This window comes from Devosia sp. YIM 151766 (assembly GCF_030285925.1).
GTDB lineage: Bacteria > Pseudomonadota > Alphaproteobacteria > Rhizobiales > Devosiaceae > Devosia.
On sequence record NZ_CP127251.1, the window covers coordinates 94,681 to 118,865 of the forward strand.

The 24,185-nt window shown below is 64.3% G+C and carries 30 protein-coding genes; 15 read left to right on the forward strand and 15 right to left on the reverse strand.

The features are described from left to right. Positions 1–59: 59 nt before the first annotated feature. The 6 genes from O9Z70_RS00440 to O9Z70_RS00465 all read right to left on the reverse strand — a co-directional run bounded on the left by O9Z70_RS00440 (position 60) and on the right by O9Z70_RS00465 (position 4,386). On the reverse strand, positions 60–320 hold the full coding sequence (locus O9Z70_RS00440) for a hypothetical protein (RefSeq protein WP_286020547.1): 261 nt from the start codon (positions 318–320) through the stop codon (positions 60–62). Next, the gene (locus O9Z70_RS00445; protein WP_286020548.1) at positions 311–850 is read right to left on the reverse strand and encodes a DUF488 domain-containing protein; all 540 of its coding nucleotides are present in this window, start codon (positions 848–850) and stop codon (positions 311–313) included. The genes O9Z70_RS00440 and O9Z70_RS00445 overlap by 10 nt, the downstream gene beginning before the upstream one ends. Next, positions 850–1,059 (reverse strand): hypervirulence associated TUDOR domain-containing protein, encoded by a 210-nt coding sequence (locus O9Z70_RS00450; RefSeq protein WP_286020549.1) that lies wholly within the window; start codon positions 1,057–1,059, stop codon positions 850–852. The genes O9Z70_RS00445 and O9Z70_RS00450 overlap by 1 nt, the downstream gene beginning before the upstream one ends. A gap of 66 nt (positions 1,060–1,125) precedes the next feature. After that, positions 1,126–1,950, reverse strand: coding sequence for an amidohydrolase family protein (locus tag O9Z70_RS00455; RefSeq protein ID WP_286020550.1), 825 nt, complete (start codon positions 1,948–1,950; stop codon positions 1,126–1,128). A 170-nt stretch (positions 1,951–2,120) separates the two neighbouring features. Continuing rightward, positions 2,121–3,059, reverse strand: coding sequence for a Gfo/Idh/MocA family protein (locus O9Z70_RS00460; protein ID WP_286020551.1), 939 nt, complete (start codon positions 3,057–3,059; stop codon positions 2,121–2,123). Positions 3,060–3,132: 73 nt separating this feature from the next. Continuing rightward, positions 3,133–4,386, reverse strand: coding sequence for a glycerate kinase type-2 family protein (locus O9Z70_RS00465; RefSeq protein ID WP_286020552.1), 1,254 nt, complete (start codon positions 4,384–4,386; stop codon positions 3,133–3,135). 159 nt (positions 4,387–4,545) lie between these two features. Here O9Z70_RS00465 and O9Z70_RS00470 point away from each other — a divergent pair, with 159 nt between their 5' ends. The 5 genes from O9Z70_RS00470 to O9Z70_RS00490 are packed head-to-tail and all read left to right on the forward strand — an operon-like array spanning position 4,546 to position 7,340. After that, on the forward strand, positions 4,546–5,235 hold the full coding sequence (locus tag O9Z70_RS00470) for a DUF1045 domain-containing protein (protein ID WP_286020553.1): 690 nt from the start codon (positions 4,546–4,548) through the stop codon (positions 5,233–5,235). Further along, on the forward strand, positions 5,232–6,377 hold the full coding sequence (locus O9Z70_RS00475; RefSeq protein WP_286020554.1) for an alpha-D-ribose 1-methylphosphonate 5-triphosphate diphosphatase: 1,146 nt from the start codon (positions 5,232–5,234) through the stop codon (positions 6,375–6,377). Before O9Z70_RS00470 ends, O9Z70_RS00475 begins: the two co-directional genes overlap by 4 nt. Then, positions 6,374–6,940: a phosphonate metabolism protein/1,5-bisphosphokinase (PRPP-forming) PhnN gene (gene phnN / locus O9Z70_RS00480; protein WP_286020555.1), complete on the forward strand. Its 567-nt coding sequence runs from the start codon at positions 6,374–6,376 to the stop codon at positions 6,938–6,940. The genes O9Z70_RS00475 and phnN overlap by 4 nt, the downstream gene beginning before the upstream one ends. A gap of 60 nt (positions 6,941–7,000) precedes the next feature. Beyond that, a complete protein-coding gene (locus O9Z70_RS00485; protein WP_286020556.1) occupies positions 7,001–7,150 on the forward strand; it encodes a hypothetical protein in 150 nt (49 codons plus the stop codon). Beyond that, complete coding sequence (locus O9Z70_RS00490) at positions 7,137–7,340, forward strand: hypothetical protein (protein WP_286020557.1); 204 nt, start codon at positions 7,137–7,139, stop codon at positions 7,338–7,340. Before O9Z70_RS00485 ends, O9Z70_RS00490 begins: the two co-directional genes overlap by 14 nt. Before the next feature lie 23 nt (positions 7,341–7,363). Here O9Z70_RS00490 and O9Z70_RS00495 read toward each other — a convergent pair whose 3' ends face one another. Continuing rightward, positions 7,364–7,579, reverse strand: coding sequence for a hypothetical protein (locus O9Z70_RS00495; RefSeq protein ID WP_286020558.1), 216 nt, complete (start codon positions 7,577–7,579; stop codon positions 7,364–7,366). A 508-nt stretch (positions 7,580–8,087) separates the two neighbouring features. Here O9Z70_RS00495 and O9Z70_RS00500 point away from each other — a divergent pair. From O9Z70_RS00500 to O9Z70_RS00510, 3 genes are all read left to right on the forward strand, one after another. After that, entirely contained in the window at positions 8,088–9,134 is a 1,047-nt protein-coding gene (locus tag O9Z70_RS00500) for a LacI family transcriptional regulator (protein WP_286020559.1), read from the forward strand. Between the two features lie 73 nt (positions 9,135–9,207). Next, entirely contained in the window at positions 9,208–10,401 is a 1,194-nt protein-coding gene (locus O9Z70_RS00505) for a class I SAM-dependent RNA methyltransferase (protein ID WP_286020560.1), read from the forward strand. 322 nt (positions 10,402–10,723) lie between these two features. Then, the gene (locus tag O9Z70_RS00510) at positions 10,724–11,110 is read left to right on the forward strand and encodes a DUF2147 domain-containing protein (protein WP_286020561.1); all 387 of its coding nucleotides are present in this window, start codon (positions 10,724–10,726) and stop codon (positions 11,108–11,110) included. A 156-nt stretch (positions 11,111–11,266) separates the two neighbouring features. Here the strand turns inward: O9Z70_RS00510 and O9Z70_RS00515 are convergent, their stop codons facing one another. The 4 genes from O9Z70_RS00515 to O9Z70_RS00530 all read right to left on the reverse strand — a co-directional run bounded on the left by O9Z70_RS00515 (position 11,267) and on the right by O9Z70_RS00530 (position 15,471). Beyond that, positions 11,267–12,088: a sugar phosphate isomerase/epimerase family protein gene (locus O9Z70_RS00515; protein ID WP_286020562.1), complete on the reverse strand. Its 822-nt coding sequence runs from the start codon at positions 12,086–12,088 to the stop codon at positions 11,267–11,269. 49 nt (positions 12,089–12,137) lie between these two features. Continuing rightward, positions 12,138–13,307: a dihydrodipicolinate synthase family protein gene (locus tag O9Z70_RS00520; RefSeq protein ID WP_286020563.1), complete on the reverse strand. Its 1,170-nt coding sequence runs from the start codon at positions 13,305–13,307 to the stop codon at positions 12,138–12,140. 144 nt (positions 13,308–13,451) lie between these two features. Further along, on the reverse strand, positions 13,452–14,603 hold the full coding sequence (locus O9Z70_RS00525) for a Gfo/Idh/MocA family protein (protein WP_286020564.1): 1,152 nt from the start codon (positions 14,601–14,603) through the stop codon (positions 13,452–13,454). A gap of 121 nt (positions 14,604–14,724) precedes the next feature. Continuing rightward, positions 14,725–15,471 (reverse strand): sulfite exporter TauE/SafE family protein, encoded by a 747-nt coding sequence (locus O9Z70_RS00530; protein ID WP_286020565.1) that lies wholly within the window; start codon positions 15,469–15,471, stop codon positions 14,725–14,727. A gap of 214 nt (positions 15,472–15,685) precedes the next feature. On the opposite strand from O9Z70_RS00530, the gene O9Z70_RS00535 reads away from it, so the two are divergent. The 4 genes from O9Z70_RS00535 (at position 15,686) to O9Z70_RS00550 (ending at position 19,488) form a co-directional block, all read left to right on the forward strand. After that, positions 15,686–16,723, forward strand: coding sequence for a Bug family tripartite tricarboxylate transporter substrate binding protein (locus O9Z70_RS00535; protein ID WP_286020566.1), 1,038 nt, complete (start codon positions 15,686–15,688; stop codon positions 16,721–16,723). A gap of 61 nt (positions 16,724–16,784) precedes the next feature. After that, positions 16,785–17,318, forward strand: a complete 534-nt coding sequence (locus O9Z70_RS00540; RefSeq protein WP_286020567.1) for a tripartite tricarboxylate transporter TctB family protein — start codon at positions 16,785–16,787, stop codon at positions 17,316–17,318. 12 nt (positions 17,319–17,330) lie between these two features. After that, entirely contained in the window at positions 17,331–18,851 is a 1,521-nt protein-coding gene (locus O9Z70_RS00545; RefSeq protein WP_286020568.1) for a tripartite tricarboxylate transporter permease, read from the forward strand. Continuing rightward, entirely contained in the window at positions 18,805–19,488 is a 684-nt protein-coding gene (locus O9Z70_RS00550) for a TetR/AcrR family transcriptional regulator (RefSeq protein ID WP_286020569.1), read from the forward strand. Before O9Z70_RS00545 ends, O9Z70_RS00550 begins: the two co-directional genes overlap by 47 nt. Before the next feature lie 371 nt (positions 19,489–19,859). Here O9Z70_RS00550 and O9Z70_RS00555 read toward each other — a convergent pair whose 3' ends face one another. From O9Z70_RS00555 to O9Z70_RS00570, 4 genes are all read right to left on the reverse strand, one after another. Beyond that, positions 19,860–20,567, reverse strand: a complete 708-nt coding sequence (locus O9Z70_RS00555; RefSeq protein WP_286020570.1) for a helix-turn-helix transcriptional regulator — start codon at positions 20,565–20,567, stop codon at positions 19,860–19,862. Positions 20,568–20,777: 210 nt separating this feature from the next. Then, the gene (locus O9Z70_RS00560; protein WP_286020571.1) at positions 20,778–21,344 is read right to left on the reverse strand and encodes a NifU family protein; all 567 of its coding nucleotides are present in this window, start codon (positions 21,342–21,344) and stop codon (positions 20,778–20,780) included. Positions 21,345–21,433: 89 nt separating this feature from the next. Beyond that, a complete protein-coding gene (locus O9Z70_RS00565) occupies positions 21,434–21,718 on the reverse strand; it encodes a DUF1150 family protein (RefSeq protein WP_286020572.1) in 285 nt (94 codons plus the stop codon). Between the two features lie 26 nt (positions 21,719–21,744). Continuing rightward, a complete protein-coding gene (locus tag O9Z70_RS00570) occupies positions 21,745–22,164 on the reverse strand; it encodes an Hsp20 family protein (protein ID WP_286020573.1) in 420 nt (139 codons plus the stop codon). A gap of 105 nt (positions 22,165–22,269) precedes the next feature. On the opposite strand from O9Z70_RS00570, the gene O9Z70_RS00575 reads away from it, so the two are divergent. The 3 genes from O9Z70_RS00575 to rplT all read left to right on the forward strand — a co-directional run bounded on the left by O9Z70_RS00575 (position 22,270) and on the right by rplT (position 24,033). Then, the gene (locus O9Z70_RS00575) at positions 22,270–23,106 is read left to right on the forward strand and encodes a glycosyltransferase family 2 protein (protein ID WP_286020574.1); all 837 of its coding nucleotides are present in this window, start codon (positions 22,270–22,272) and stop codon (positions 23,104–23,106) included. Positions 23,107–23,410: 304 nt separating this feature from the next. Continuing rightward, positions 23,411–23,611, forward strand: coding sequence for a 50S ribosomal protein L35 (rpmI, locus tag O9Z70_RS00580; protein WP_046105910.1), 201 nt, complete (start codon positions 23,411–23,413; stop codon positions 23,609–23,611). 20 nt (positions 23,612–23,631) lie between these two features. Beyond that, a complete protein-coding gene (gene rplT, locus O9Z70_RS00585; protein WP_286020575.1) occupies positions 23,632–24,033 on the forward strand; it encodes a 50S ribosomal protein L20 in 402 nt (133 codons plus the stop codon). Positions 24,034–24,185 lie beyond the last annotated feature (152 nt).

Sequence of the window (24,185 nt, forward strand, 5' to 3'; positions counted from 1 at the left end):
GAGTCTCTCAAGGACGGACGTGCCTGCTATAACAAGGCCTTCTGCGAATGGCACGTGCTTTATCGCAACGGAGAAAATTCTTCCGGGGGTTCCATGGCGCGCAGCAAGGTGCCGATACGCCTTTTTACGCTGGATTCAGCTGCGATGCGCCCAGGCACGTCATGAGCAATCGATAACACCGCTGTCAGAGCGTTGCTGAATTGCGCATGTTGTACGGTAGCGGCCAGGCGATCTATGTAAGCCATGGCAAGTATTCGCTCCGCGATGGGCGGATCCGGCAGGATATAATCCACCGGTTTATTGTTTTCGATCAGGCGCAAATAGCAGGATAGATCAGCTTTCCATCCCTGGTGCGTTGTGCGCCGGGCGTTAGTGCCGCTGGGTCCGAATGTCCGATCGCCAGCAAATGATCGACCTCGAAGCCGTTCGAGAGCAGGTAATCGGTGATGATCCGGCGATGACAGCGCCACCAGACCGCTTCCGAGCACATCAAGGCCAGCCGGTGGTGGCGACCTAGATTGACCATGTCGCTGAAGGCGGCGACAAATTCGGGGCCCAAGGCGTAATCGGCGTAATTGTGAAAACTGCGCACGCGCCACATGGCGTTTAAATGGTCTTCGATTCCGGGCTGCCGGGGTCGGCGGCCGCCCAGGGCGGCAAAATGCCGATAGCCTATCTGGAACCTGGCAAGCTCCGCCGGCAGGCTGTCTATATTGAAGACGGGATTGGTTCGTGATCGAGGAAAGGCGCGCACGTCGATCAGCAGATCGATCCGGGCGGCGCGCAGCATGTCCATAAATTCATCCAGTGTTCGACTGGAATGGCCGATAGTGGTGAAGCCCGTCGCCATCAATCCAGCTTTTTCAGCGCTTCCTGTCTATGCGCGGCGATATGGTCGGTTTTGTCGCTTTTGATCTCGTATTGCGGATGGTCCCGCGAGGCGCGATGCTTGTGGCCTTTATAGTCAAAGTCCTGTTCGTGCACTTCGATGATCGTGCCGCTCACCTGGCCGGCCTCGGAATTCCAGCCAACATGGTCGCCTTTGGAAAACTTTGCCATAACCCACCTCCTGCCGGCAGAATGCTTGGTTTCCGCATTCGTTCCCACTGCCGGTCGCGGGCGGCGTCAGAGTCGGTAAATTCGCCTAGCATTGGCATGCAGAAGCTTGTTCTGCTGTTCGGCAGGTGCGTGTTTGATGACCTCGCGCGTCGCCTCGACCCATCGCGTCAGCGAGCCGGTGAGCGTCACCACGGGATGGTCCGAGCCCCAGACGACGCGGTCCCAACCGAAACAATCGATGACGTGCTCGATATAGGGGCGGATGGTGTCGGTGGTCCAGTCGGAGCCGGAATAGGCGACGATGCCGGAAATCTTGGCGTTGACATTGGGCAGGCGGGCAATGGCGCGGATATTCTCGCGCCAGGGATCGAGGCCCGCTCCAATGACATCGGGAACGCCGCAATGGTCGAGGATGAAGCGCACATCCGGGGCCTGTTCGGCGAGGGCCTGGCCGATGGGCAATTGGTCGTGGCGGACGCACAGATCGAAGCTGAGATCGTGGTCGGCGAGGCGCCGGATATTCTGCGCGAACAGGGCCGACTGGCTGAGTTCGTCGGGCGCTTCATGCAGGATTCGCCTGACGCCCCTGACCCCGGGATTGGCCGCCAGGCGCTCGATTTGCGCTGGAAAATCAATCGCTTCCGGCCGGCAGGCGGCAATGGCGCCGACAATGCCGGGCAGGGTGAGCACGAAGGCGGTTTCCGGCTCGATATCGGGTTCGGCGGCATCCACTTCCATATGCAGCGCGGCCTCGATGCCCAGTGCCCGGGCCTCGGCCCAATAGGCCTCGACACTCCAGGGCCTGTTGATCGCCGGGGCGCCGCCGAGCCAGGGATAGCTGAAACGGTCGGGATAGATCAGGTGCAGGTGGGTGTCGAGAATCGGGATCATATGGCCTCCGTTCGCTGAGAGAATTCATGCCGGGGCCGGCATGTTTCTTCTTAACATCGACCCGCTATCGGTTAGCGGATTGTTAACGTTTCGCCGTCGCCTCGCGCCGCAATGGACGACAAAGCCCGACATTCCGCCATGAGCGGCGATCGGCAGCCGGCGCTTGATGCCTACCAGTCGAAATCCGGGCCGGTCTCGCGGGCACCCATCAGGAACACATCGCTCATCAGCCGCAGCGGAGCGGCGTCAACTTCGCTCTGGCGCCGGTCCAGCAGGTCGGCGAACCGGTCATAGATGCCGGCATATTCGGCGTCGCCATGTTCGAGCACCACCGCGCCATTGACCCGCAGGGTGCGACCGCCGCGTTCGAGCTTCACTTCATTGCCGGCGCCGGTGACGAAGGCGATGGTCCAGATTTCCCCGCTCTCCTCCAGCCAGTTGAAGGCCGAGGACATTTCGGGGCGATGCGGCTGGCCGGACTTGAAGGCCACTTCGACATCGACGGGCGTCTGGCGATTGGCCGGGAAGGTCAGTTTCGCCCGCTCGACGAAGACCGGGAACGGCATGACCTTGGTGAAAATGGAAAAGGCATTGATGCCCGGATCGCAAACGCCGAAGCCGCCGGGCTCCCAGACCCAGTCCTGGCCCGGATGCCATTTGCGCACGCTTTCGCGCCAGTCGATGCGGGCCGATTGCACCCCTTCCTCGGCCAGCAGCGTCCTGGTGCGGTCGACGGCGGCATTATACTGGCTGTGCCAGGTCTGGAACAGCACGCGGTCGAGCCGCGCCGCATGGGCGATGAGATCGTCCAGCTCGGAAATCGTGGTGGTGGGCGGCTTTTCCATCATCACGTCCCTGCCGGCATCCAGCGCCTCGCGGACATAGGCATGGCGCACGCCGGGCGGCGTGCAGATGGAGACCAGATTGACCTCGGGCATGGCATTGTAGAGCTCGGCCGGCGAGCGGAAGACCGGGACGTCGCCATGGCCGACGCCGCGGGTGGAGACGGTGGCGGCCAGCTCGAAATCGTCGGAGGCGTCGATGACCGGCAAATGCTGGTCCTGGGCGATCTTGCCCACGCCGATCACCGCGATTTTGCGCTTGGCCATGCCGGAACTCCCTCAAATCCGATGCGGGTTATAGAGCGGTCCGCCGATAAAGGCCAAGAAAAAAGTATGACTTTTAGCGGATGAGTATCGCCCTGAAATCATTGACATTGGTGCCGGTCGGGCCGGTGAAGAACAGATCGCCGATGGCGGCGAAGGCGGTATAGGCGTCATTATTGGCCAGCGCCGCCTGCGGATCGATGCCAGCCTCGCGCATGCGGCGGGCCGAGCTGCCATCGACATAGGCGCCGGCATTGTCTTCCGAGCCGTCAATGCCGTCGCTGTCCCCGGCCAGGGCCGACACATTGCCGACATTGTCGAGCGCGATCGCCAGCGACAGCAGGAATTCGCCATTGCGTCCGCCACGGCCCTTGCCGCGCAGGGTGACGGTGGTTTCCCCGCCCGAGAGCAGCACGACCGGCTTGCCGAAGGGCCGGTTGCGCTCGGCCACTTCGCGGGCCATGGCCGCATGGACCAGGGCCACGTCGCGCGCCTCGCCCTCGATGGCATCGGAGAGGATGGCGGCCTCGATGTTGTGGCTGCGGGCCAGGGCGGCGGCGGCTTCCAGCGACAGGCTGGCCGAGGCGATGATGGCGGTGCTGTTGCCGGCAAAGACGGGATCGGCGGCGTCGGGCGGCAGGTTGTCTTCACCGGCCAGCAGCGTGGCGGCGGCCTCGGGCAGGTCGAGCCGATAGAGTCCGGCCAGACGGCGGGCCTCGGCGCGGCCTCCGGGAAGCGGCAGGGTCGGGCCGGAGGCGACCAGGGCCGGATCGTCGCCAGGCACATCGGACACCACCAGGGTCGCGACCCGCGCCGGCGCGGCGGCTGCGGCCAGGCGTCCGCCCTTGACGATGGAAAACTGGTTGCGGATGAGGTTCATCACCCCGATGGGCGCGCCGGAGGCCAGGAGGGCGCGATTAACCGCCTGCTCGTCCGCCAGCGTCAGGCCGGGCGCCGGCGCCGGCAATAGGGAGGAGCCGCCGCCCGAAATCAGCGCCACCACCAGATCGTCCGCGGTGAGGCCCGAAACTATTTGCATCAGCCGCCGGGCGGCATCGCGTCCGGCGGCGTCGGGCACCGGATGGGCCGCCTCGACGATGTCGATGCGCTCGCATTTTTCCCCATAGCCGTAGCGGGTGACCACCAGGCCGCTCAGCTCGCCCGGCCAGGCCTGTTCGAAGGCCCGCGCCATCTGGGCCGAGGCCTTGCCGGCGCCGATGACCAATGTGCGGCCGCGGGGCGGCGGCGGCAGGTGCCGCTTGACGGCCAGGGCCGGCTGAGCTTGCGCCACGGCCTCGTGGAAGAGATTTTCGAGCAGGGAGCGGTCCATGGGCGAATATGTTCGGCTGGTCAGGGGAAGGCGCCGCTTTTGTGGCGAGCGGGGACCGGTTTGTCCAGAGCGCAATGGCGCTGCCGGAACCTTGCGGCGCAAAGCACCTTGTCAAACGCGGGTCACATCGTTCCACTAGCGACCCGCCCAGGAGATTTCATGCCGCAAAGATTCGCCATCTATTACGCCCCGGACGCCAATGACGTGCTGTGGGATCGCGCCACGATCTGGCTGGGCAGCGATCCGGCCAATTCGGCGCTGATCGAAGGCGGCGTGGCCGGGATCGAGCGGACCCGCCTGCTCAATCTCACCCAATCGGCGGGGCGCTACGGCTTTCATGCCACGATCAAGCCGCCCATGGCGCTGGCGACGGGCCGGACCGAAGCGGAGCTGCATGCGGCGCTGGAAGACTTCGCCGCCGCCACCGCGCCGGTGACGCTCGGCCCCTTGCATATTGCCAGCCTCGACGGCTTTCTGGCGCTCCTGCCGCAACCGGGCAATGCGGCCCTGCAGGATTTCGCCGCCCTGGTGGTAGAGCGCTTCGAGCCTTTCCGGGCGCCCCTCGATTCCCGCAGCCGCGCCGCCAGGGCGGCCAATGGGCTGAGCGAGCGGCAATTGGAGCTGCTCGATGCCTATGGCTATCCTTATGTGCTCGAACAGTTCCAGTTCCATATGACGCTGACCGACCGGCTGAACGACGAGGACCACCGGGAACTGCTGGACGCCGCCCGGACCTGGTTCGGGCCGGTTCTGGACGAAGAGTTCACGCTGGACCGGCTGGCGCTCTATCACGAACCGGAAGGCGGCTTGCGCTTCCGGCGCATCGCCGATTTCATGCTCAGGGGATGAACGTCTTGGCCGAGACAATCTTAAGCAATGCCAGGATCGTCCTTGCCGGCGAAACCATTACCGGCAGCGTCCAGGTCAGGGACGGGCTGATCGTCGCCGTGGATGCGGGCGCGACGCGCCATGGCGAGGATATGGGCGGCGATTATCTCATTGCCGGGCTGATCGAATTGCACACCGATCACCTGGAGAACCATTACCGGCCCCGACCCGGGGTGTTCTGGGAGCCGCTGGCGGCGCTGCATGCCCATGACGTCCAGATCGCCGGCTCGGGCATCACCACCGTGTTCGACGCGGTGCGCATCGGCTCCGATGCCGACCTGCCCGACATGCTGGAACACGCCGAAAAGCTGGTGCAGGCGGTCCGCGCCGGGCGCGAGGGCAATTGGCTGCGCGCCGACCATTTCATCCATCTGCGCTGCGAATTGCCCAGCCACGACGTGGTCGCGCATTTCGAGGCGCTGGCCGATCATCCCGCCACGCGCCTGGCTTCGGTGATGGATCATACGCCGGGCCAGCGGCAATTCCGTTCGCTGGCCGATTACAAGCGCTTCTACGCCAAGCAATTGGGTGGCTCCGCCGAGCAATTGCAGGCTTTCGTCGATGCCAGGCAACAGGAGCACGAGCGCTATTCGGCCAGGAACCGCCAGGCCATCGTCGCCCGGGCCCATGAACTGGGCCTCGCCCTGGCCAGCCATGACGACGCTACCCTGGCACATATCGAGGAGGCCGAAGCCGACGGCATCGCCATTGCCGAATTTCCCACGACGCTGGAAGCGGCGGCGGCGGCCCATGATGCCGGCCTCGCCATCCTCATGGGCGCGCCCAATGTGGTGCGCGGCAAATCCCATTCGGGCAATATTTCGGCGACCGACCTGGTGGCGGCCGGACTGCTTGATATCCTCAGCTCCGATTATGTGCCCTTCGCGCTGTTGCAGGCCGCTTTCCTGTTGCCGCAACGGGTGGAGGGGCTCGACCTCTGCCAGGCCCTGGCGACCGTGACGCTCAATCCGGCGCGCGCCGCCGGGCTCGACGACCGGGGCGAGATCGCGCCGGGCAAGCGCGCCGATCTGGTGCGGGTCGCGGCGGAAGCGCCGCTGCCGGCGGTGCGGGCGGTGTGGCGCGCGGGGCAGCGGGTGAGTTGAGCGAGAAAAAGCCGGGTATATTGGTGCTGGTGGTCGGCCCGTCCGGGGCCGGCAAGGACACGCTGATCGACGGCGCCCGCCAGGCGCTGGAGGGCGATAGCCGCTTCAGCTTTGCGCGGCGGCTGGTGACCCGGCCCGCCGATATCGATGTCGAGGATCATGTCAGCCTCGACCGGGCCGAATTCGCCCGGGCCGCCCGGGCCGGACGCTTCGCCCTGACCTGGCAGGCCCATGGCCTCGATTACGCCTTGTCCATCGGCGTCGATACCGATCTGGCTTTGGGCCGGGTGGTCATCGCCAATATCTCCCGCCATGCCGTGCCCCGGGCCCTCGCCAGATATCCGCATTGCCGGGTGGTGCAGGTCTCCGCCGAAATTTCGCTGCGGGCCGAGCGGCTGGCCCGGAGAGGCCGGGAAAACCGCGACCAGATCCTGTCCCGGCTGGCCCGCGAGGGCGCCGTTCTGCCGGCGGATGTCAGCCCGTTGGTCATCGACAATTCGAGTTCGGCCGGCATCGGCGTCGCCGCCTTCGTCATGGCGCTGCGGCAAATCGCCGGGGAATGAACCTTTTCCGCTCCCGGCGCGTTGGTGGGCTCAGGAATCAAAAGCGTCAGGAGTTTCCTCGTGTCCCGTAACGGTCTTTACGCCGTGGTCGCCATTCTGGTCATCGCGCTCGTTGCCTTTGGCATCTATACCTATCAGCAGGAACAGGCCCGCCCCGGCATCGAGGTGCGCGTCGATGAATCAGGAATTTCGATCGATGGAAACGGCTGAGGACAGCCGGGCCCGCCGGCACCGGATCGCCGAGGCCTTGAGCGCCGAAATCGAGCGACAGGCCCGAAGCGGCGCCTCGCGCATCGATGTCGGCGCCCTGGCCGAGGCAGCGGATGAGGCGCTGGAGCCCGACCCGGTCGCGGCGACGGGCAAGCGCCCCTCGGAGCTGAACGCGACCAACGACGATTGAGCGGTGCGGGGCGTGTCAGCCGGTCAGGCGGCTTCGCCGTTCTCGACGGCCTGGCGCACGGCCAGATGCGCGGTTTCGATATTGGGAAAGTGCTGGCCGTCAATCGAGAAGGCGGGCAGCTTGACGGCGAGGAACCGATAGCCTTCCGCTTCCGGTACGACGACGCCCTGTGGCTCGCCAGCCACTTCGATGACGATGGGCCGCAATCTGTCGGCCCGGTTCAAACTGTTTTCCTGCATGGGTGGCAACTCCACTTGCGCGTCGGATCATCGACGGATGCATCTCCCGGGGGGAGGCTGCACACTGGGTCGGCGACGCGGATTCTATCGATTCGGTGAGACGGGGATGTGACGGAAGATCACATTCGTTTCGATCGACAGCATCCTTGCCAGCGTTTGGCGCCGGGCTTGCGGAGTACGAGGGTCGAACACGCGGCATGGAGAGTGAAGGTCGTCGATGTCGGCATCGTCATTCCTTTCCTTGCGGGTGTTGGACGGATCGGGTTTCACCACGCGATTACGGCGCGGCAAAGGCAAGATAAGCGAGCCAAAGTGATTTTTCCAGTATGGCCGCATGCGTAAAATGCCCGAAAAGCGGAAAACCCTCCCCAACTTTCGTCTAGCGGCAATAAAATGATGAGGCCCGTCATCGCCGGTCCTTGCATGTCCGCTTGCGCAATGGTCCGCAATCTGGTGTTCTTTCCGCCTTGTAAGCGTCTCCGCCGGCGGCGGGTGGAAGGGGATATTCGTGTCTGAGGAATCGGTACCGCCCGCATCGCGCGGCAAGCGGGGGGCAAAGCCGTCGGGCAAGCCCACGCTCAAAACCATCGCGCAGATGACGGGTCTTGCCGTCACCACCATTTCGCGCGCCCTCAACAATGCGCCCGAACTGGCCCAGGAAACCCGCGACCGGGTGCAGAAGATCGCCGCCGAGATCGGTTATCTGCCCGACCGCGCCGCCTTGCGCCTCAAGACCGGGCGCACCAATGTCATCACCCTGCTGCTCGAACCGGACGAGCAAATCTACGGCTTCGGCACCAGCCTGGTTACCGGGATCACCGAGGCGCTGCGCGACACCCCCTATCACCTGGTCATCACGCCGCTGTTCCGCAATGTGCCGCCGATCGAGCCCATCCGCCATATCGTGCGCAACCGCATTGCCGATGGGGTGATCTTTTCCAAGGCCGAGACCTTCGACGAGCGCATCCGCTTCCTGCTCGACAGCGATTTTCCCTTTGTCAGCCACGGCCGCAGCCAATGGCCCGAAGCCCATCCCTATGTCGATTTCGACAATGAAAGCTATGCCTATGGCGCCACCAGGCGCCTGGCCGAAAAGGGCTGCCGCAAGGTCTCGATCATCCTGCCCGACAGCGCCCTGACCTATACCGAACATCTCAAGACCGGCATGGCGCGGGCGGCCGGGGAGGCCGGGATTGCCCATGAATTCGCCGCCGACGTGAATCTGGGCAGCCCGACCGACGCCATCCGCAATTACGTCATCAAGCGCTCGCGGCGCCCGGACGGGCCGGACGGCTATGTCTGCGCCTCGGAAATCTCGGCGCTGGCCGTGGTGGGCGCGCTGGCCGAGGCCGGCCACGTCCTGGGCGAAACCGCCCATGTGGTGACCAAGCAATCGAGCTCGATGTTCATGCAGTTCCAGACCGAGGCGGAAACCGTCCCGGAAGATTTCGCCGAGGCCGGCCGCAATCTGGGCCGCATCGTGCTGCGCCGGATCGCCGGCGGGACCGAAGGGCTGCAATCGCTGGCGCAGCCGCATTTCGACTGGAAGGATTGAGGGCGCTTCGCCGCCATCTTGCTCCGGCGGGCCAAACCCGTTACCTCCCGGGGCAGCAAGCCCCCGGACCGCCATGACCATCACCGCCATTATCGACAGCCTCGGCCACAGGGGCGAGGGCATTGCCACGATCGATGGCCGGCGCGTCTCCGTGCCCTTCGCCCTGCCGGGGGAGATTGTGGAACTGACCATTGCCGGCGAACGCGGCGTACTGACCGGCATCGTGTCGCCGGCGCCGCAGCGAGCGATACCCTTCTGCCCGCATTTCTCCGTGTGCGGCGGTTGCCAATTGCAGCATCTGGACGAAGCCGGCTACCGGGCATTCAAGACCGGTCTGGTGGAAAATCCATTGCGCCAGGCCGGGCTCGACAGCAAGGTTTCCCGCTTCATCGAGGCGCATGGCGCCGGCCGCCGCCGCGCGACACTGCATGCGCGCCGGAATGGCGCCGGCTATATGCGCCTGAGAAGTCACGACCTGCTCGATCTCGATACCTGCCCCATTCTGACGCCTGCTCTCTCTCGCGCGCCGGCCATTGCCAGGGCTTTGGGGAAGGAAATCGGCGAATGCGACCTGGCCTTCACCGCCACCAATGCCGGGATCGATGTCGGCATCCGCAAGGCCCCCAAGGGCATCAATCGGGAAAAGCTGGCGCCGCTGGCCAATCGGCTGGGCCTGGCCCGGCTGGCGCTGGATAACGAGATGGTCTTTCTCCGCCAGCAGCCCACGATCAGCATGGGCCGCGCCGAGGTCGACCTGCCCATCGGCAGTTTTCTTCAGGCCACCGCCGAAGCCGAACAGGTGCTGGCCGATTATGTCGTCGCCGCCGTGGGCAAGGCGAAATCGGTGGCCGACCTGTTCTGCGGCCTCGGTCCGTTCGCGCTGCGGCTGGCGGAAAATGCGCCGGTCTATGCGGCCGATAGCGACAAGCCGGCGATCCAGGCGCTGGACAAGGCGGCGCGGCACAGCAAGGGGCTCAAAGCCATCAGGAGCCAGACCCGCGACCTGTTCCGTGATTGCCTGACCCGGTTCGAACTCGATTTCGACTGCGTCGTGCTCGACCCGCCGCGCGCCGGAGCCCAGGCCCAGGTCAGGGAAATCGCCGTTTCCAAAGTCCGCAATGTGGTCATGGTGGCCTGCGACCCGCGAACCTTTGCCCGCGACGCGGCGATCCTGGCCGGGGCCGGCTTCGTCATGGAGGACCTGGTGGCGGTCGATCAATTCGCCTGGTCCACCCATATCGAGGTCGCCGCCAGCTTCCGCCGCTAGAGCGGCTCTGGCCTTGACGGAATCGGCATCTCACCCCTCGCGTCACCCTCGCGCTTGACGCGAGGGTTCTTTGTTTGTGGATCTATCGCAAGAGCCCTCGCGTCAAGCGCGAGGGTGACGATAGCCTTGCGAGTGAGAGGACACGAACGCCACCGCTTCCATGAAAAGCTAAATCCCGGTGCCCCGACACGGCCGGCGCCGGCGCCGGTTCATATTGTCGATTGTGGCAGAAAATCCGGCAACCATGCCCCGTCATGGGCGTTTAAGGCTATCAAAACAGCTTCAATTTGATGGAATGGGCTAGAGCCCATGTGAGAACGCCATGCGCACATTTGCCGCTTTATCCACCGCTTTGCTCCTTCTGGCCACGCCGGTCTTCGCCCAGGATGAGGGCCTGTCGCCCGAAGGCACCTGGATCGATGCGGAAGGCACGTCCTTCACCTTCTCGCTCTGTGGCGACGGCACTGCTCTATGCGGCGTGCTGAACGACATTCAGGGCGCCTCGCGTACCGAGGAAAACATGGCTTTCGTGAACACCGAAGTGGTGCAGGCCGAGCAGACGGCGCCCAATTTATGGGAAGGCACGATCAATTATGGCGGCCGCCAGGCTGCCGCCAAGGTCGCCCTCGTGGCCGAAGACGCCATCGAGATCACCGGCTGCCAATTGCTGATCCTGTGCGAGACCATCACCTTTTATAAGGCGAGCTGAGCCCTCTGGCTCGTCACCCTCGCGCTTGACGCGAGGGCTCTTGCGACCGGCCCCGCAAACACAGAACCCTCGCGTCGAGCGCGAGGGTGACGAGCGGTGGTTTAATGGGGTGACGGGCGGTGATTTCATAAGCGGATGCAGGACGCCGGTTTGCGTTCAGCAGACCGTCGCCACCCGCTCCTTGATCACCGCCAGCACCTCGTCGCCCGGCCGCTTCCACCAGTTCTCGGACGAGAAGATTTCCACCTCCTGCGGCCCGGAAAAGCCGGCATCCTCGATCATCTTACGGATGCCGGGCAGGTCGATGACGCCATCGCCCATCATGCCGCGATCGAGCAGCAGGTCCCTTGTCGGCACCAGCCAGTCGCAGATGTGATGGGCGAAGATGCGCTTCATGCGGCCGGCCCGGGCAATGGCGCGGGCGAGGTTGGGGTCCCACCAGACATGATAGACGTCGACGGCCACGCCCACATTCTCGCCCAGTATCTCGCAGATATCGAGCGCCTGATCGATGGTGTTCACGCAGGCGCGGTCGGCGGCATACATGGGATGCAGCGGCTCGATGGCGATTTTCACCCCCGCGGCCCGGGCATGGCCCAGCATGGCGGCGATGCCGTCGGCCACCATCTGCCGCGCCGCGCCGATATCGCGGCTGCCTTCGGACAGGCCGCCCACGACCAGCACCAGGCAATCGGCATTGAGCGCGGCGGCTTCGTCGATGGCGCGCAGATTGTCGTCGATATTGGCCTGGCGGCCTGCCGCACTCGCCGCGGGGAACATGCCGCCGCGGCACAGGCCGGTCACCTGCAAGCCGTTCGCGCGCACGATGCGGGCGGCTTCATCGAGCCCGATAGCGGCGATCTGGTCGCGCCAGGGCGAGATGGCATTGATGCCGGCGCGCAGGCATCCATCCACCGCCTCGGCAAAACCCCATTGCTGGCGGGTGGTGGCGAGATTGAGGGAAATGCCGCGGCTCATATTTGCCTGCCCTTCACCGGGAATGACGCTGGGGTGAGAAAAGGATTGCTCATCCCGCCACCCCATGCACGGCCAGAACCTGCTGCATGCGCCTGACCGCCAGGTCCGGATCGGCCAGCACCCGCGCCTTGTCGGCCAAGCGGAACAGCTCGGCCAGATGTTGCAGCGAGCGCGTCGATTGCTGCCCGCCGATCATGGCGAAATGGTCCTGCAAGCCGTTGAGATAGGCCAGGAACACCACGCCGGTCTTGTAGAAGCGGGTCGGCGCCGCGAAGATATGGCGCGAAAGCGGCACGGTGGGTTCGAGGATATCGAAGAATTCATTGTCATTGCCGCGCCCCAAAGCCGCCAGCCCCGCCGAGGCGGCCGGCGCGATGGCGTCGAAAATGCCGAGCAGGGCATGGGAATAGCCCTGATCGTCGCCGGCGATCAGCTCGGCATAGTTGAAATCGTCGCCGGTATACATCTTCACCGCAGCCGGCAGCCGGCGGCGCATGGCGATTTCCTTGTCCGCCGAGAGCAGGGAAATCTTGATGCCGTCGACCTTGTCGGCATGGGCGGCGATGACGTCGAGGCAGGTATCCATGGCGGCGTCATGGTCGATCGAGCCCCAATAGTTCTGCAAGGCCGGGTCGAACATCTCGCCCAGCCAATGCATGATCACCGGCTGCTTGACCTGGCTCAGCACATGGCCATAGACGCGGGCATAATCGTCCGGCGACCTGGCCGCCGCCGCCAGCGCCCGGCTGGCCATCAGGATGACGCGGCCGCCCTCGCCCTCGACAAAGCCGATCTGCTCCTCATAGGCGGCGATGATCTGGTCGATGGTGACATCGGGGCCGGGCGCCAGATGATCGGTGCCGGCGCCATAGGCGATGAGGCTGTCATCGCGGCTGCGGGCTTCGACCTGGGCGCGGCGGATCAGTTCCTTGGCCTCGCTCCAGCCGAGCCCCATGCCGCGCTGGGCCGTATCCATGGCCTCGGCGACGCCGAGGCCGAGGTCCCAGAGCCGGTGGCGGAATTTCAGCGTCGCCTCCCAATCGATGGCGGGAGTGAGCCAGGGATCGTTCTCCGCCAGCGGATCGGCCACCACATGGGCCGCCGCGAAAGCCACGCGGGGGAAATCGGCCGCCTTGAACTTGACGAAGGGGATCGGGTCGCCCGTCAGCCTATAGGGCGTGACGGAGCGGTCGGGATTGGGCAGGTTGATGATCGGCATTCGGGCTTCCCCCTCATCCGGCGCTGCGCGCCACCTTCTCCCCGAGGGGGAGAAAAATGGTCCGGCGCCTGTTCAAACGCGGTGTCCCCCTTTCCCCTCGTGGGAGAGGGTGCCCGAAGGGCGGGTGAGGAGGACCGTTTAAAATCAAAATTCCAGCTTGGGCACGTCGAGCCAGCGGCGCTCTTCCCAGCTTTTGAGACCCAGTTCGGCCAATTGCACGCCCTTGGCGCCGGCTTCCAGCCCATAGGGCCAGGGCGCGTCCTCGGCGACATGGCGCAGGAACATTTCCCATTGCGCCTTGAAGCCGTTATCGGCCGGCCAATTGTCTGGGACCTCTTCCCAATCGGCGAAGAAATTCATCGTCTGCGGCTGATCGGGATTCCACACCGGCTTGGGGGTATTAACCCGATGCTGGGTCCAGCATTTGTGCAGGCCGGCCACTGCCGAGCCATGGGTGCCATCGACATGGAAGGTCACCAGATCGTCGCGGCGCACCCTGGTGGTCCAGCTCGAATTGATCTGGGCGATCACCCCGCCTTCCAGCTCGAACGTGGCATAGGCGGCGTCGTCGGTGTCGCATTGGAAGCTATTGCCCCGCTCGTCGACGCGCTCGGGAATATGGGTGGCGCCGAGGCACGATACCGCCTGCACCTCGCCGAACAGATTGTCCATCACATAGCGCCAATGGCACAGCATATCGAGGATGATGCCGCCGCCATCGTTCTTGCGGTAATTCCAGCTCGGGCGCTGCGATTGCTGCCAATCGCCCTCGAAGACCCAATAGCCGAACTCGCCGCGCACCGAGAGCATCTTGCCGAAAAAGCCGCTATCGCGCAGCATTTTGAGCTTCATCAGCCCGGGCAGGAACAGCTTGTCCTGCACCACGCCATGTTTCAGACCGGAGGCGCGGGCGGTCTTGGCGAGGTTGACCGCGACTTCAAGATCGTCGGAGGTCGGCTTTTCGCAATAGACATGCTTGCCGGCGGCCAGCGCCCGCTCCAGCAGGCCGGCGCGCATCAGCGTGGTGCCGGCATCGAAAAAGATGGTGTCGTCGGGATTGGCCAGGGCCGCGTCGAGATCGGTGCCCCAGCGGGCGATATTGTGCTTCCTGGCGAGGGCTTCGATCTTGCCGCTATCGCGGCCGACAATGATCGGGTCGACCACCAGGCGATCGCCGTTTTTCAGCGCTATGCCGCCCTGGTCGCGGATCGCCAGGATCGAGCGCACCAGATGCTGGTTATAGCCCATGCGCCCGGTGACGCCATGCATGATGATGCCAACGCGTTGTTCCGCCATTCAATCCCTCCCCGGCCCGCCCGGACTTGTGTAACTGTTTAGTTACTTACCTGAGGAATGCGGACCTCGTCAAGCGGCGTCCGGCCCGGCCGGACATGGTGGCAAAACCGCCCAGCCGCCCCTAGATCCCCAGCACCATTTTCAGGCCCATCAGCCCCAGGAAGATCAGGATCATCAGGTCGAAGGCGCGGCGGCTGAGCTTGCCGGCCAGCGCCTGTCCCACCGGCATGAATATCAGGATCGGGATCATGGCCAGCAGCGCCTCGATCACCCATTGCGGCTGCATGATGCCGCCCACGATCAGCGACGGCAATTGCACCAGGCCCAATGTCAGGAACATGGCCGAAACCGCATAGACATGGGCGGCGCGGTCCAGGCCCATGGCGTGGATGAAGGTCACGCCCACCGGCGCGGAAATGCCGGTGGCGCCCTGCAAGACGCCGCTGCCGAAACCCGCCGCCGGCCCGGCCCGCCGCGCCATTGCCGCGCTGACCGCCAGATGCGGGCGGCTGACCTTGAGCCCGAAATAGGCCAGGAGCAGCACGCCCAGCGAAAAGATCAGCACCCGCTCCGGCAGATTGCGGAGCAGCCAGGTGCCCAGGACCACCCCGACGGCGCCGGTGGCGAGAAACAGCGGCAGGAAATTCATGCTGTCCTCGCGCCGGGCGGCGCGGAATTGCCAGATCTGCATGCCATTGGTCACGATCTGGGTGATGGCCATGATGCCCACGGCGTGGTGCAGGCCGAAAAATGTCGCCAGCACCGGCAGGGCGATCAGCGGCAGGCCCATGCCGGTCGCCCCCTTGACCAGCGCGCCGGCGGCCAGCGCCAGCCCCATGATCGCCATTCGCTCAAGCTCGAAATCCACGCCAGCCCCCCGATAGACCTGCGGCGCAGCGACCGGGCTGCCCCCGCTCAAATATGTCCAAGATTCGTTTTTCGGCAATCGCTTATCGCGGAAATTCCGGACATCACGACATCACCGGCTGGTTACTTCTTGCTTGACAGGGTTGGGGATCAGCCGCAAATTCCTCCCCGAGGGCCAAAATAACCGGCCCCGAACCATTGGGAGGATTTAGACGATGAAGCATTCGCTGCGAATCGTCCTGGCGTCGGGCACGGCCCTTTTGACGCTGGGTGCGGCCATGTCGTTCGCTCAGGAATGGAAACCCGACCGGCCGATCAATCTGATCGTGCCCTGGGGTGCCGGCGGCTCGACCGACCAGGTCATCCGCGTCACCGCGCCCATTGTCGCCGAGGCGCTGGGCGTCGATGTCGTGGTCGTCAACCAGCCGGGCGCCTCCGGTGCCATCGGCACCCAGGAAGTGCTCAACGCCCCGCGCGACGGCTATACCTGGGGCGCCGGCGCCATCGGCGACAACGCCACCTATGCGGTGACCGGATTGATCCCCGATACCGGCATCGATGACTGGCATGTCTATCTCTCCGTCGCCAATGTCGCCGTTGTCGGCGTGGCGGCAGACAGCGAGTTCGAAGATTTCGGCCAATTGCTCGAGGCGCTCGCCGAGCGCGGCAATGCCATTACCGTAGCCACGGCCGGGGTTGGGTCATCGGGGGGAACGGCCATCGCCGCGCTCGCCGAACAGGCCGGTTTCGACTACAATATGATCACCTATGACGGCGGCAATCCGGCGGTGATCGCCACGGCTTCGGGCGAGGCGATGGTCACCACCCAATTGGCGGTGGAGCAGGTCGAGATGATCCGCGGCGGCCGTCTGCGCGGCCTGGCCGTGCTGGCCAGCGAGCCGCTGGTGGTCGCCGGCGTCGATCCGATTCCGCCGATCACCGACTGGCTGCCGGACATGCCGCTGGCCATGAACTATTTCGGCATCTTCCTGCCGGCCGGCATTCCCGACGAGATCGTCCAGACAGTGAACGCGATCTGGGACGACGAGGTCGAGAATTCGCAGAGCCTGCGGGACTATGCCGAGAATTACGGCGCCGTCTTCGACCCCTCCTATGGCGACGAGGCGCGGGCGGCAGCCATGCCGATCGTCATCGACAAGGCCTGCGCGGCGGTCCAGCGCGGCGAGGCCGTGATCGATCCCATCGAGATCGGCGTCGATTGCGCGACCCGCAGCGAAGTGAGCGCGCAATAGCGCCAGCGGGGGCCGCCGCGAGCGCGGCGGCCCCAACGCCAACACCGGAGCCGAACGGTTCATGACCATTCCCAATCCCGCTCCCTCCGCCGAAGAGGCGGCCCGCATTCGTGCCGATCTGATCACCGCCATCGTCCTGGTCGGCCTGGGCCTGCTGATCACCTATCTCTCCTGGAGCATGGACCGGCTGGAAATGCGCCGCATCCATCCGTCCACCATTCCGGGCCTGGTGCCGCTCTTTCTGGGCGTGGCGCTGACCTTGTGCGGCGGCCTGCTGGCCTGGCGCTCGGCGCGGCTGGATAGCAAGCAAGGCGGCGCCGCGCTGCTCCGCACCCTCGTGTCGTGGCCGGCGCTGCGTGTGCTCGCCGTGCTCGGCCTGGCCCTGGTCTATACGCTGGGCCTGGTGGGTCGCATGCCCTTCTGGCTGGCCTCGTCGCTGTTCATTTTCAGCTTCGTGCTGCTGTTCGAAACCATGCTGGCCGACAGACCGGCCTCGCTGCCGCGTACGCTGATCTGGGGCCTGGTCGTGGCGCTCGGCGCCGGCATCGGCATCCATTATGTCTTCGGACAGGTCTTTCTCGTGCGGCTGCCCTAGGGAACATCATCCATGTTTGACGGTCTCATTCTCCTGGGCCAGGGCATTGCCCATTTCATGACGCCGGCGGGCCTGTTCAACGTGGCCTGGGCGACGCTGCTGGGCCTCGCCATCGGCATATTGCCGGGCCTCACCGCCACTATGGGCGTGGCTCTATTGGTGACGCTCACCTATAAAATGGCGCCGGACCAGGCCATCCTGACGCTGATGTGCGTCTATCTCGGCGCCATCTATGGCGGCAGCCGCACCGCCATCCTGCTCAATATTCCCGGCACCCCGGCCAATGCCGCCGCCACGCTGGACGGCCATCCGCTGGCCATGCAGGGCAAGGCGGGACTGGCCATGGGCCTGGCCACCACCTCTTCCACCCTGGGCACGCTGGTCGGCATCTTCTTTCTCGCCATCATCGCGCCGGTGCTGGCCGAGGCGGCGCTCCGCTTCGGCTCGTATGAATTTTTCTGGCTGGCTTTGTTCGGCGTCGTCATTTCCGGGCAGATGACCGGTTCGGACACGCCGCTCAAGGGCTATATTGCCGGCATTCTGGGCCTGCTGGTCGCCATGATCGGCATGGAGACGCTGCATGCCTATCAGCGCTTCACCTTCGGCATTCCCGCCTTGGGCGGCGGCGTCGACCTCATCCCGGCAATGGTCGGGGCCTTCGGCCTGGCGGAAATCCTCTCCACCATGAAGCGCACCGCCTTCGGCCGGATCGCCCCGGTCAACGACCGGGTGATCCCGCGCCTCAAGGAAATCTTCCAATATTGGAAGACCATCATCCGCTCGGGCATTATCGGCACCTTTGTCGGCATCATCCCCGGGGTCGGCGAGGATGTGGGTGCCTGGTCGTCCTATGCCGCCGCCAAGAAATTCACCAAGCATCCCGAGGAATTCGGCAAGGGCAGCCAGGAGGGGCTGATCGCGGCCGAAACCGGCGACAATGCCGTGGTCTCGGCCGCCATGATCCCGACGCTGACGCTGGCCTTGCCCGGCTCGGCCGCCGCCGCAGTGCTGATCGCCGCCATGATGATCCACGGCATCCGTCCCGGCCCGATGCTGATGGTGGAGAACGCGCCCTTCCTCTATCAGGTCGTGGCCATGCTGCTGCTGGCCACCTTCGCCAATCTGATCTTCGGCCTGTCGCTCACCAAGGTCTTCATCAAGGTGCTGTCGGTGCCGCGCGAACGGCTGATGGCGGTCATCTATGTGCTGTGCGTGGTCGGCTCCTTCGCCATCACCCAGCGCATGTTCGACGTTTATGTCATGCTGTTCTTCGGCATTGTCGGCTTCATCCTGCGCGAGATGAAATATCCCATGGCGCCGCTGGTGCTGGGCATCGTGCTGGGCGATCTGCTCGATCTCAATCTCAGGCGCGGGCTGGCGCTGACCAATGGCGATCCGACGCCCTTCTTTACCCGGCCGATCAGCGCTGTTATCTGCTTCGTCATCGCTCTCACCATTCTCATGTCCATCCCGGCGGTAAGTCGACGTGTCCGAGCCCTTTTCACCCGCGGTCGCATCGAAGCCCAAAGCTGAGACGAGCAAGCGCCCCCGCAATTCAGCCAAGACCAAGGCCTCCATTCTCGCCGCGGCGCGGGTGGAATTCGCCGATCGGGGCTTCGAAGGGGCGCGGGTGGACGCCATTGCCGAGCGGGCCGGCGCCAATAAGCGCCTGCTCTATCACTATTTCGGCAATAAGGAGGAACTCTACCAGGCGGTTCTGCTCGACGCCTATCAGGAGATCAGGCGGGGCGAGCGGGCGCTGTCGCTGGATCAATACGATCCGGTACAGGCCATGGACCGGCTGGTGCGCTTCACCTTCCGGCATTTCCTCGCCAATCCGTGGTTTCCGCGGCTGCTCGGCACCGAGAACATCGAGAATGCGCGCTTCCTCAAGACCCTGCCCGACATCAAGGCGCTGCATTCCCCGCTGGTCGGGCAGATCGCCGCCCTGCTCGAACGCGGCGCCGATAACGGCATTTTCCGCCGCGACGTCGATCCGGTGCAGCTCTATATCTCGGTGGCCGCGCTCGGCTTTTTCTACGTGTCCAACACCGCGACGCTCTCGGTGATCTTCGAGCGCGACCTCACCAGCGTCGGCATGGTGCAGGAACGCGAAGCCCATGCGGTGCAGATGGTGCTGGATTTCCTCAAGACCAAGCCGGGGATGTGAGAAGGGCAGGTCCTGCCCCGCAGGTGCACCCTTCCCGAGTGGGGTTTTGGGGGCAATCAGCTGGACCAGCAGTCCATTACTCGGTGTCACCCCCGCGAAAGCGGGGGCCTCGGTTTGTTAACGGAGGTTCCCGCTTTCGCGGGAATGACACCGGGGGAGTATGGCGGTCTTGCCCCGGCCCTTCCCGAATCGTCGCCCTCGCGTCGAGCGCGAGGGTGACGAGTGGTGTTTTGGGTGATGAGTGGTGTTTTTGGGGCAATCACCTGGACCAGCATCCACTCCGGTGTCACCCCCGCGCAGGCGGGGGCCTCGGTTTTTTGTAACCGGGGTTCCCGCTGTCGCGGAATGACGCCGGGACGGAGCGAACCAGGCTAGATATCGACCTCGTCATCGCCCAGCCCGCTCACCTCGGCGGCGGCGCGGCGGAGAATGTCGGCGGCGCGGCGCTGCTGCTCGTCGCTGCCCTTGCGGGCTCGCTTGAGCGCCTCTTTGAGCGCTTTGCGCGCCGCTTCCAGCTCCGGAACGGCGTCGTGCATCGGCCGGTCGCGCTGCTCGGGCCGCTCGCCCCAATGGGGCGGCACATTGCCCCGCTCCGCATCGCCCTCGCCGCTCGATGGCCAGTCGGCGCGGACGAATTCGCGGAACCGGTTCATCTGCTCGCCGGTACGGGCGAGGAAATCCAGCGTCGAGGCCACCGCCTCGCGGTTTTCCTCCAGATGCGTCTTGCCCTGGTCGGTGATGGTGTAAAGCTTCTTGTTGCCATCGGCCGAGGAGGTCACGTGGCCGGCCTCTTCCAGAAAAGTCAGCGCCGGATAGACGATGCCCGGGCTGGGCGAATAGACGCCGTTGGAGCGCTCTTCCACCGCCTTGATCAGGTCATAGCCGTGGCGCGGCTGCTGTTCGATGAAATAGAGCGCCACCAGCCGGAGGTCGCCCGAGGCCAGCATACGGCCGACGCGGAAATTGCCGCCCATATTGCCGAATTCGTCATCGGCCATGCGCTGCATGCGGCCCCAGCCGCGCCGCGCCATCTGCTCGAACTTGCGCCAGTTCGGCTCGCCGTCTTTCCAATAGCTCATGATGTATCTCCAGATATATCTTAAAAGCCCTTCCCGCTGAAGATCGGGACGGTACGGCACAGTTTCAAGATATATCCCGTAAGTTTCGACGCCATCGGACCACAAAGGACGGGGGCGAGAATGCGCCGCCAAAAACTGGGGCCCGACGATTGCTCATCGGGCCCCGGCTTGCTGCTTGACTGATGTGTGACGCCGCTCTGCGCGCGGCGATCAAACCTGTTGTACGGTCTCGACGCCGGGTACGAAATGGCGGAGCAGGTTTTCGATGCCGCTCTTGAGCGTGGCGGTGGAGGAGGGGCAGCCCGAACAGGCGCCCTGCATTTGCAGGAAAACCACGCCTTCCTTGAAGCCCCGGAAGATGATGTCGCCGCCATCCATGGCGACGGCCGGACGGACGCGGGTGGCCAGCAATTCCTTGATCACCTCCACCATTTCCTTGTCTTCTTCCTCGAAGAATTCCTCGACAGCGTCGAGATCGTCGCTGGCGGCGCCATTGTCGAGAATCACCGGCTTGCCGGACAGGAAATGATCCATGATCACGCCGAGTATGGCCGGCTTGATATGCGCCCAATCGGTGTCCTCCTTGGTCACCGAGATGAAATCGGAACCCAGGAACACGCCGGACACCCCGGAAATGGCGAACAATCCCGTGGCCAGCGGCGAAATTGCCGCCGTTTCGGGCGAACGGAAATCGCGCGGTTCGCCGGCAATGACGTCGCGGCCCGGCAGGAATTTCAGCGTCGCCGGATTGGGCGTGGCTTCGGTCTGGATGAACATGAGAAATCCCTGCCGTTTACGATTAGAACGTTTCTAAAATAGGCTTTTGCGGCGGAAAAGCAAGCCCACTTCGTTTGGTCCTCGCGCCGCTAATGCAGCGTGGCGAGGCCGATGCTTTGGTCGCCCAGCCATTCGGTCACCGCCTCGGCGGTGTCGGCGACCATCAGCGGGGTGCCGTCGGCGGACATGACCAGTTGATATTGGGCGCCGGCGTCGAATTCGGCGTCGCTGATCATGGTTGAGAGCACCAGGCCCGAGACCGGCTTGACATAGGCGACGGCATCGCCGCCCAAAGCGGCGAACTGGGCGCGCGTCAGGGTCTTGAGCGGGTTGGCGGTCTCGATGGTGGTGTCGGAATTGCGTTTGTCCATCATGGTCGGCCCTTTCCTGTTCTTTTTCCTCACAATGAGCGAATGTCGATTTTCCGGGCGATCTTGGCGGCGCGGGGCCGCTCCAGTTCTATAACGAGCATGCCATGCCCCAAAGTTGCATCTTTGACCTCCATGCCGTCGGCAAGGAGAAAGCTGCGCTGGAACTGGCGGGCGGCGATACCGCGATGCAGATAGTCCTTGCCCGGCTCGTCCTTCTGCCTGCCGCGCACCTGCAATTGGTTGTCTTCCACCAGCACATCGAGTTCAGCTTGCGAAAACCCGGCCACGGCGATGGAGATCAGAAAGCGCTCGACGCCGTCTTCGCCCAGGTTCCGCTCGATATTGTACGGGGGATAGCCATCCGCCGACCGGGCCAGCCGGTCGATGCGCTCCTCGAAGGCGTCGAAGCCGAGGAGGAAGGGCGCGGAGAACACCGAAATGCGCGACATGGCAATCGTCCTTGATCATCAAGCAACGTTTACGGTTCCGACCCGATGGGAGTGGCATCGGAAACCTGCGCCAGATATGGGTCAGGGACTCGAAAGGTTCAAGATATGGTTGAAACCGTCGCCATCATCACCCCGGCCTACAAGGCCCGGGACACCCTGCCCGATACGGTGCGCAGCGTGCTCGGGCAGAGTCACAAGGATTGGCAGCATTGGATCATCGCCGATGACGGCTTCGATTATCGCGGCCTCCTGGAGGAGCGGGGCCTGGCCGATCCGAGACAGGTTTTCCTGACCAGCGGCGGGATCGGGCAGGGCGCTTCACGCACCCGCAATGTGGCGCTGGAGCGCATCGCAACGCCTTATGCCGCCATTCTCGATGCCGATGACCGTTTGAAACCGCCAAAGCTCGAACGGGCGGTGGCGGCGCTGGGGCGATATGGCATCGTCACCACCGCGCTCGACGTCATGACGACCGATTTCACCCATCTGCGCCATGTCGGCACCGGTCCCGACCGGGTCCTGACGCCGGGCGAGCACAAATGGGTGAACCTGTCCATGGATTCGATGATCGTCTGGGATCGCCGGCGCGGCGATGGCCGCTACGATCCGGACATGAGCAATATGACCGATCTGGAATTCCTGCTGCAGCTCTACCGGACCATCCCGCAAAGCTATCATCTGGGCACGCCGCTCCACGATTACGTCAAGCGCGAGGGCTCGATGAGCAATGGTCGGGAGGTGGCGGCCGGGATGATCGCCTCGAAAACCGAAATCCTCCGCCGCCTGGAAAATGGCCATTACCGGCTCGCCGAGGCGGAGGCGGCCGGCATCGCCGCCTTCCTGCGGATATCGCTGGCGGCCGAAACCGCCTATAGCGCCGCCTTGGCCGCCCGGCCGGGCTTGTTGTTCGAGGATCATCTGGAAGCCCGGCTCATCGCCTAGGGTGTTTCAGCTTTTCATGGAAATGGCGACGTTCGTGTCCCCGCCTCGTCTGGGTACCGTATATGGCCTCTCTTTTCCGGATCGTCACCCTCGCGTCAAGCGCGAGGGTGACGAACGGAGGGGTGAGCCGTCGATCCCGTCAAAGCCGTAATGGCTCTAGACATGGCCCCGCGCCTCTTGCCTTCCCCTCGTTTTATCCCTATAGAGCCCACTTCTCCGGACCGCCCGGCCAAAAGGCATGCCGTGGCGGTTCTCGAATGCGATGGGCCTCAATCCATCCAAGACTTTATCAAGGACCCGCAAAATGCCCAAAATGAAGACCAAGTCCGGCGCCAAGAAGCGGTTCAGCTTCACCGCCACGGGCAAGGTGAAGGCCGGCGTCGCCGGCAAGCGCCACCGCCTGATCAGCCACAATGCCAAGTACATCCGCACCAACCGCGGCACCAAGATCCTCAGCAAGGGCGACGAGGGTCTGGTCAAGTGGTACATGCCGTACAACCGCTAACGCTGAAGGGAAGCTGACACATGTCACGCGTAAAAAGAGGCGTTACCGCCCACGCTCGCCACAAGAAGGTCTTGAAGGCCGCCGAGGGCTATTATGGCCGTCGTAAATCCACGATCCGCATCGCCAAGCAGGCCGTCGAAAAGGCCGCGCAATATGCGTATCGCGACCGTCGCGTCAAGAAGCGCAATTTCCGCGCCCTGTGGATCCAGCGCATCAATGCCGCTGTCCGCGATCACGGCCTGACCTATAACCGATTTATCGACGGCCTCAGCAAGGCTGAAATTGCCGTCGACCGCAAGGTGCTGAGCGATCTGGCGATCACCCAGCCCGAAGCGTTCGCCGCCCTGGTCGCCAAGGCCAAGGCAGCCCTGGCGTATCTGGAAGGCGTGGACGACACCACCCACGCCCGCGTCACCGGCTAAGCACCCGCCTCGCTGAGGTCGAAATTGCGCCTTGCGCCGCCCCGAAAGGGCTGGCGCGGGGCGTTTTTGTTTGCTCTAACCGCCACTGAAATTCATAGACCTCCTGGCGAGTCCGTCGAACCACGAGGTCGGTTACACCGCTTCTGTCACGA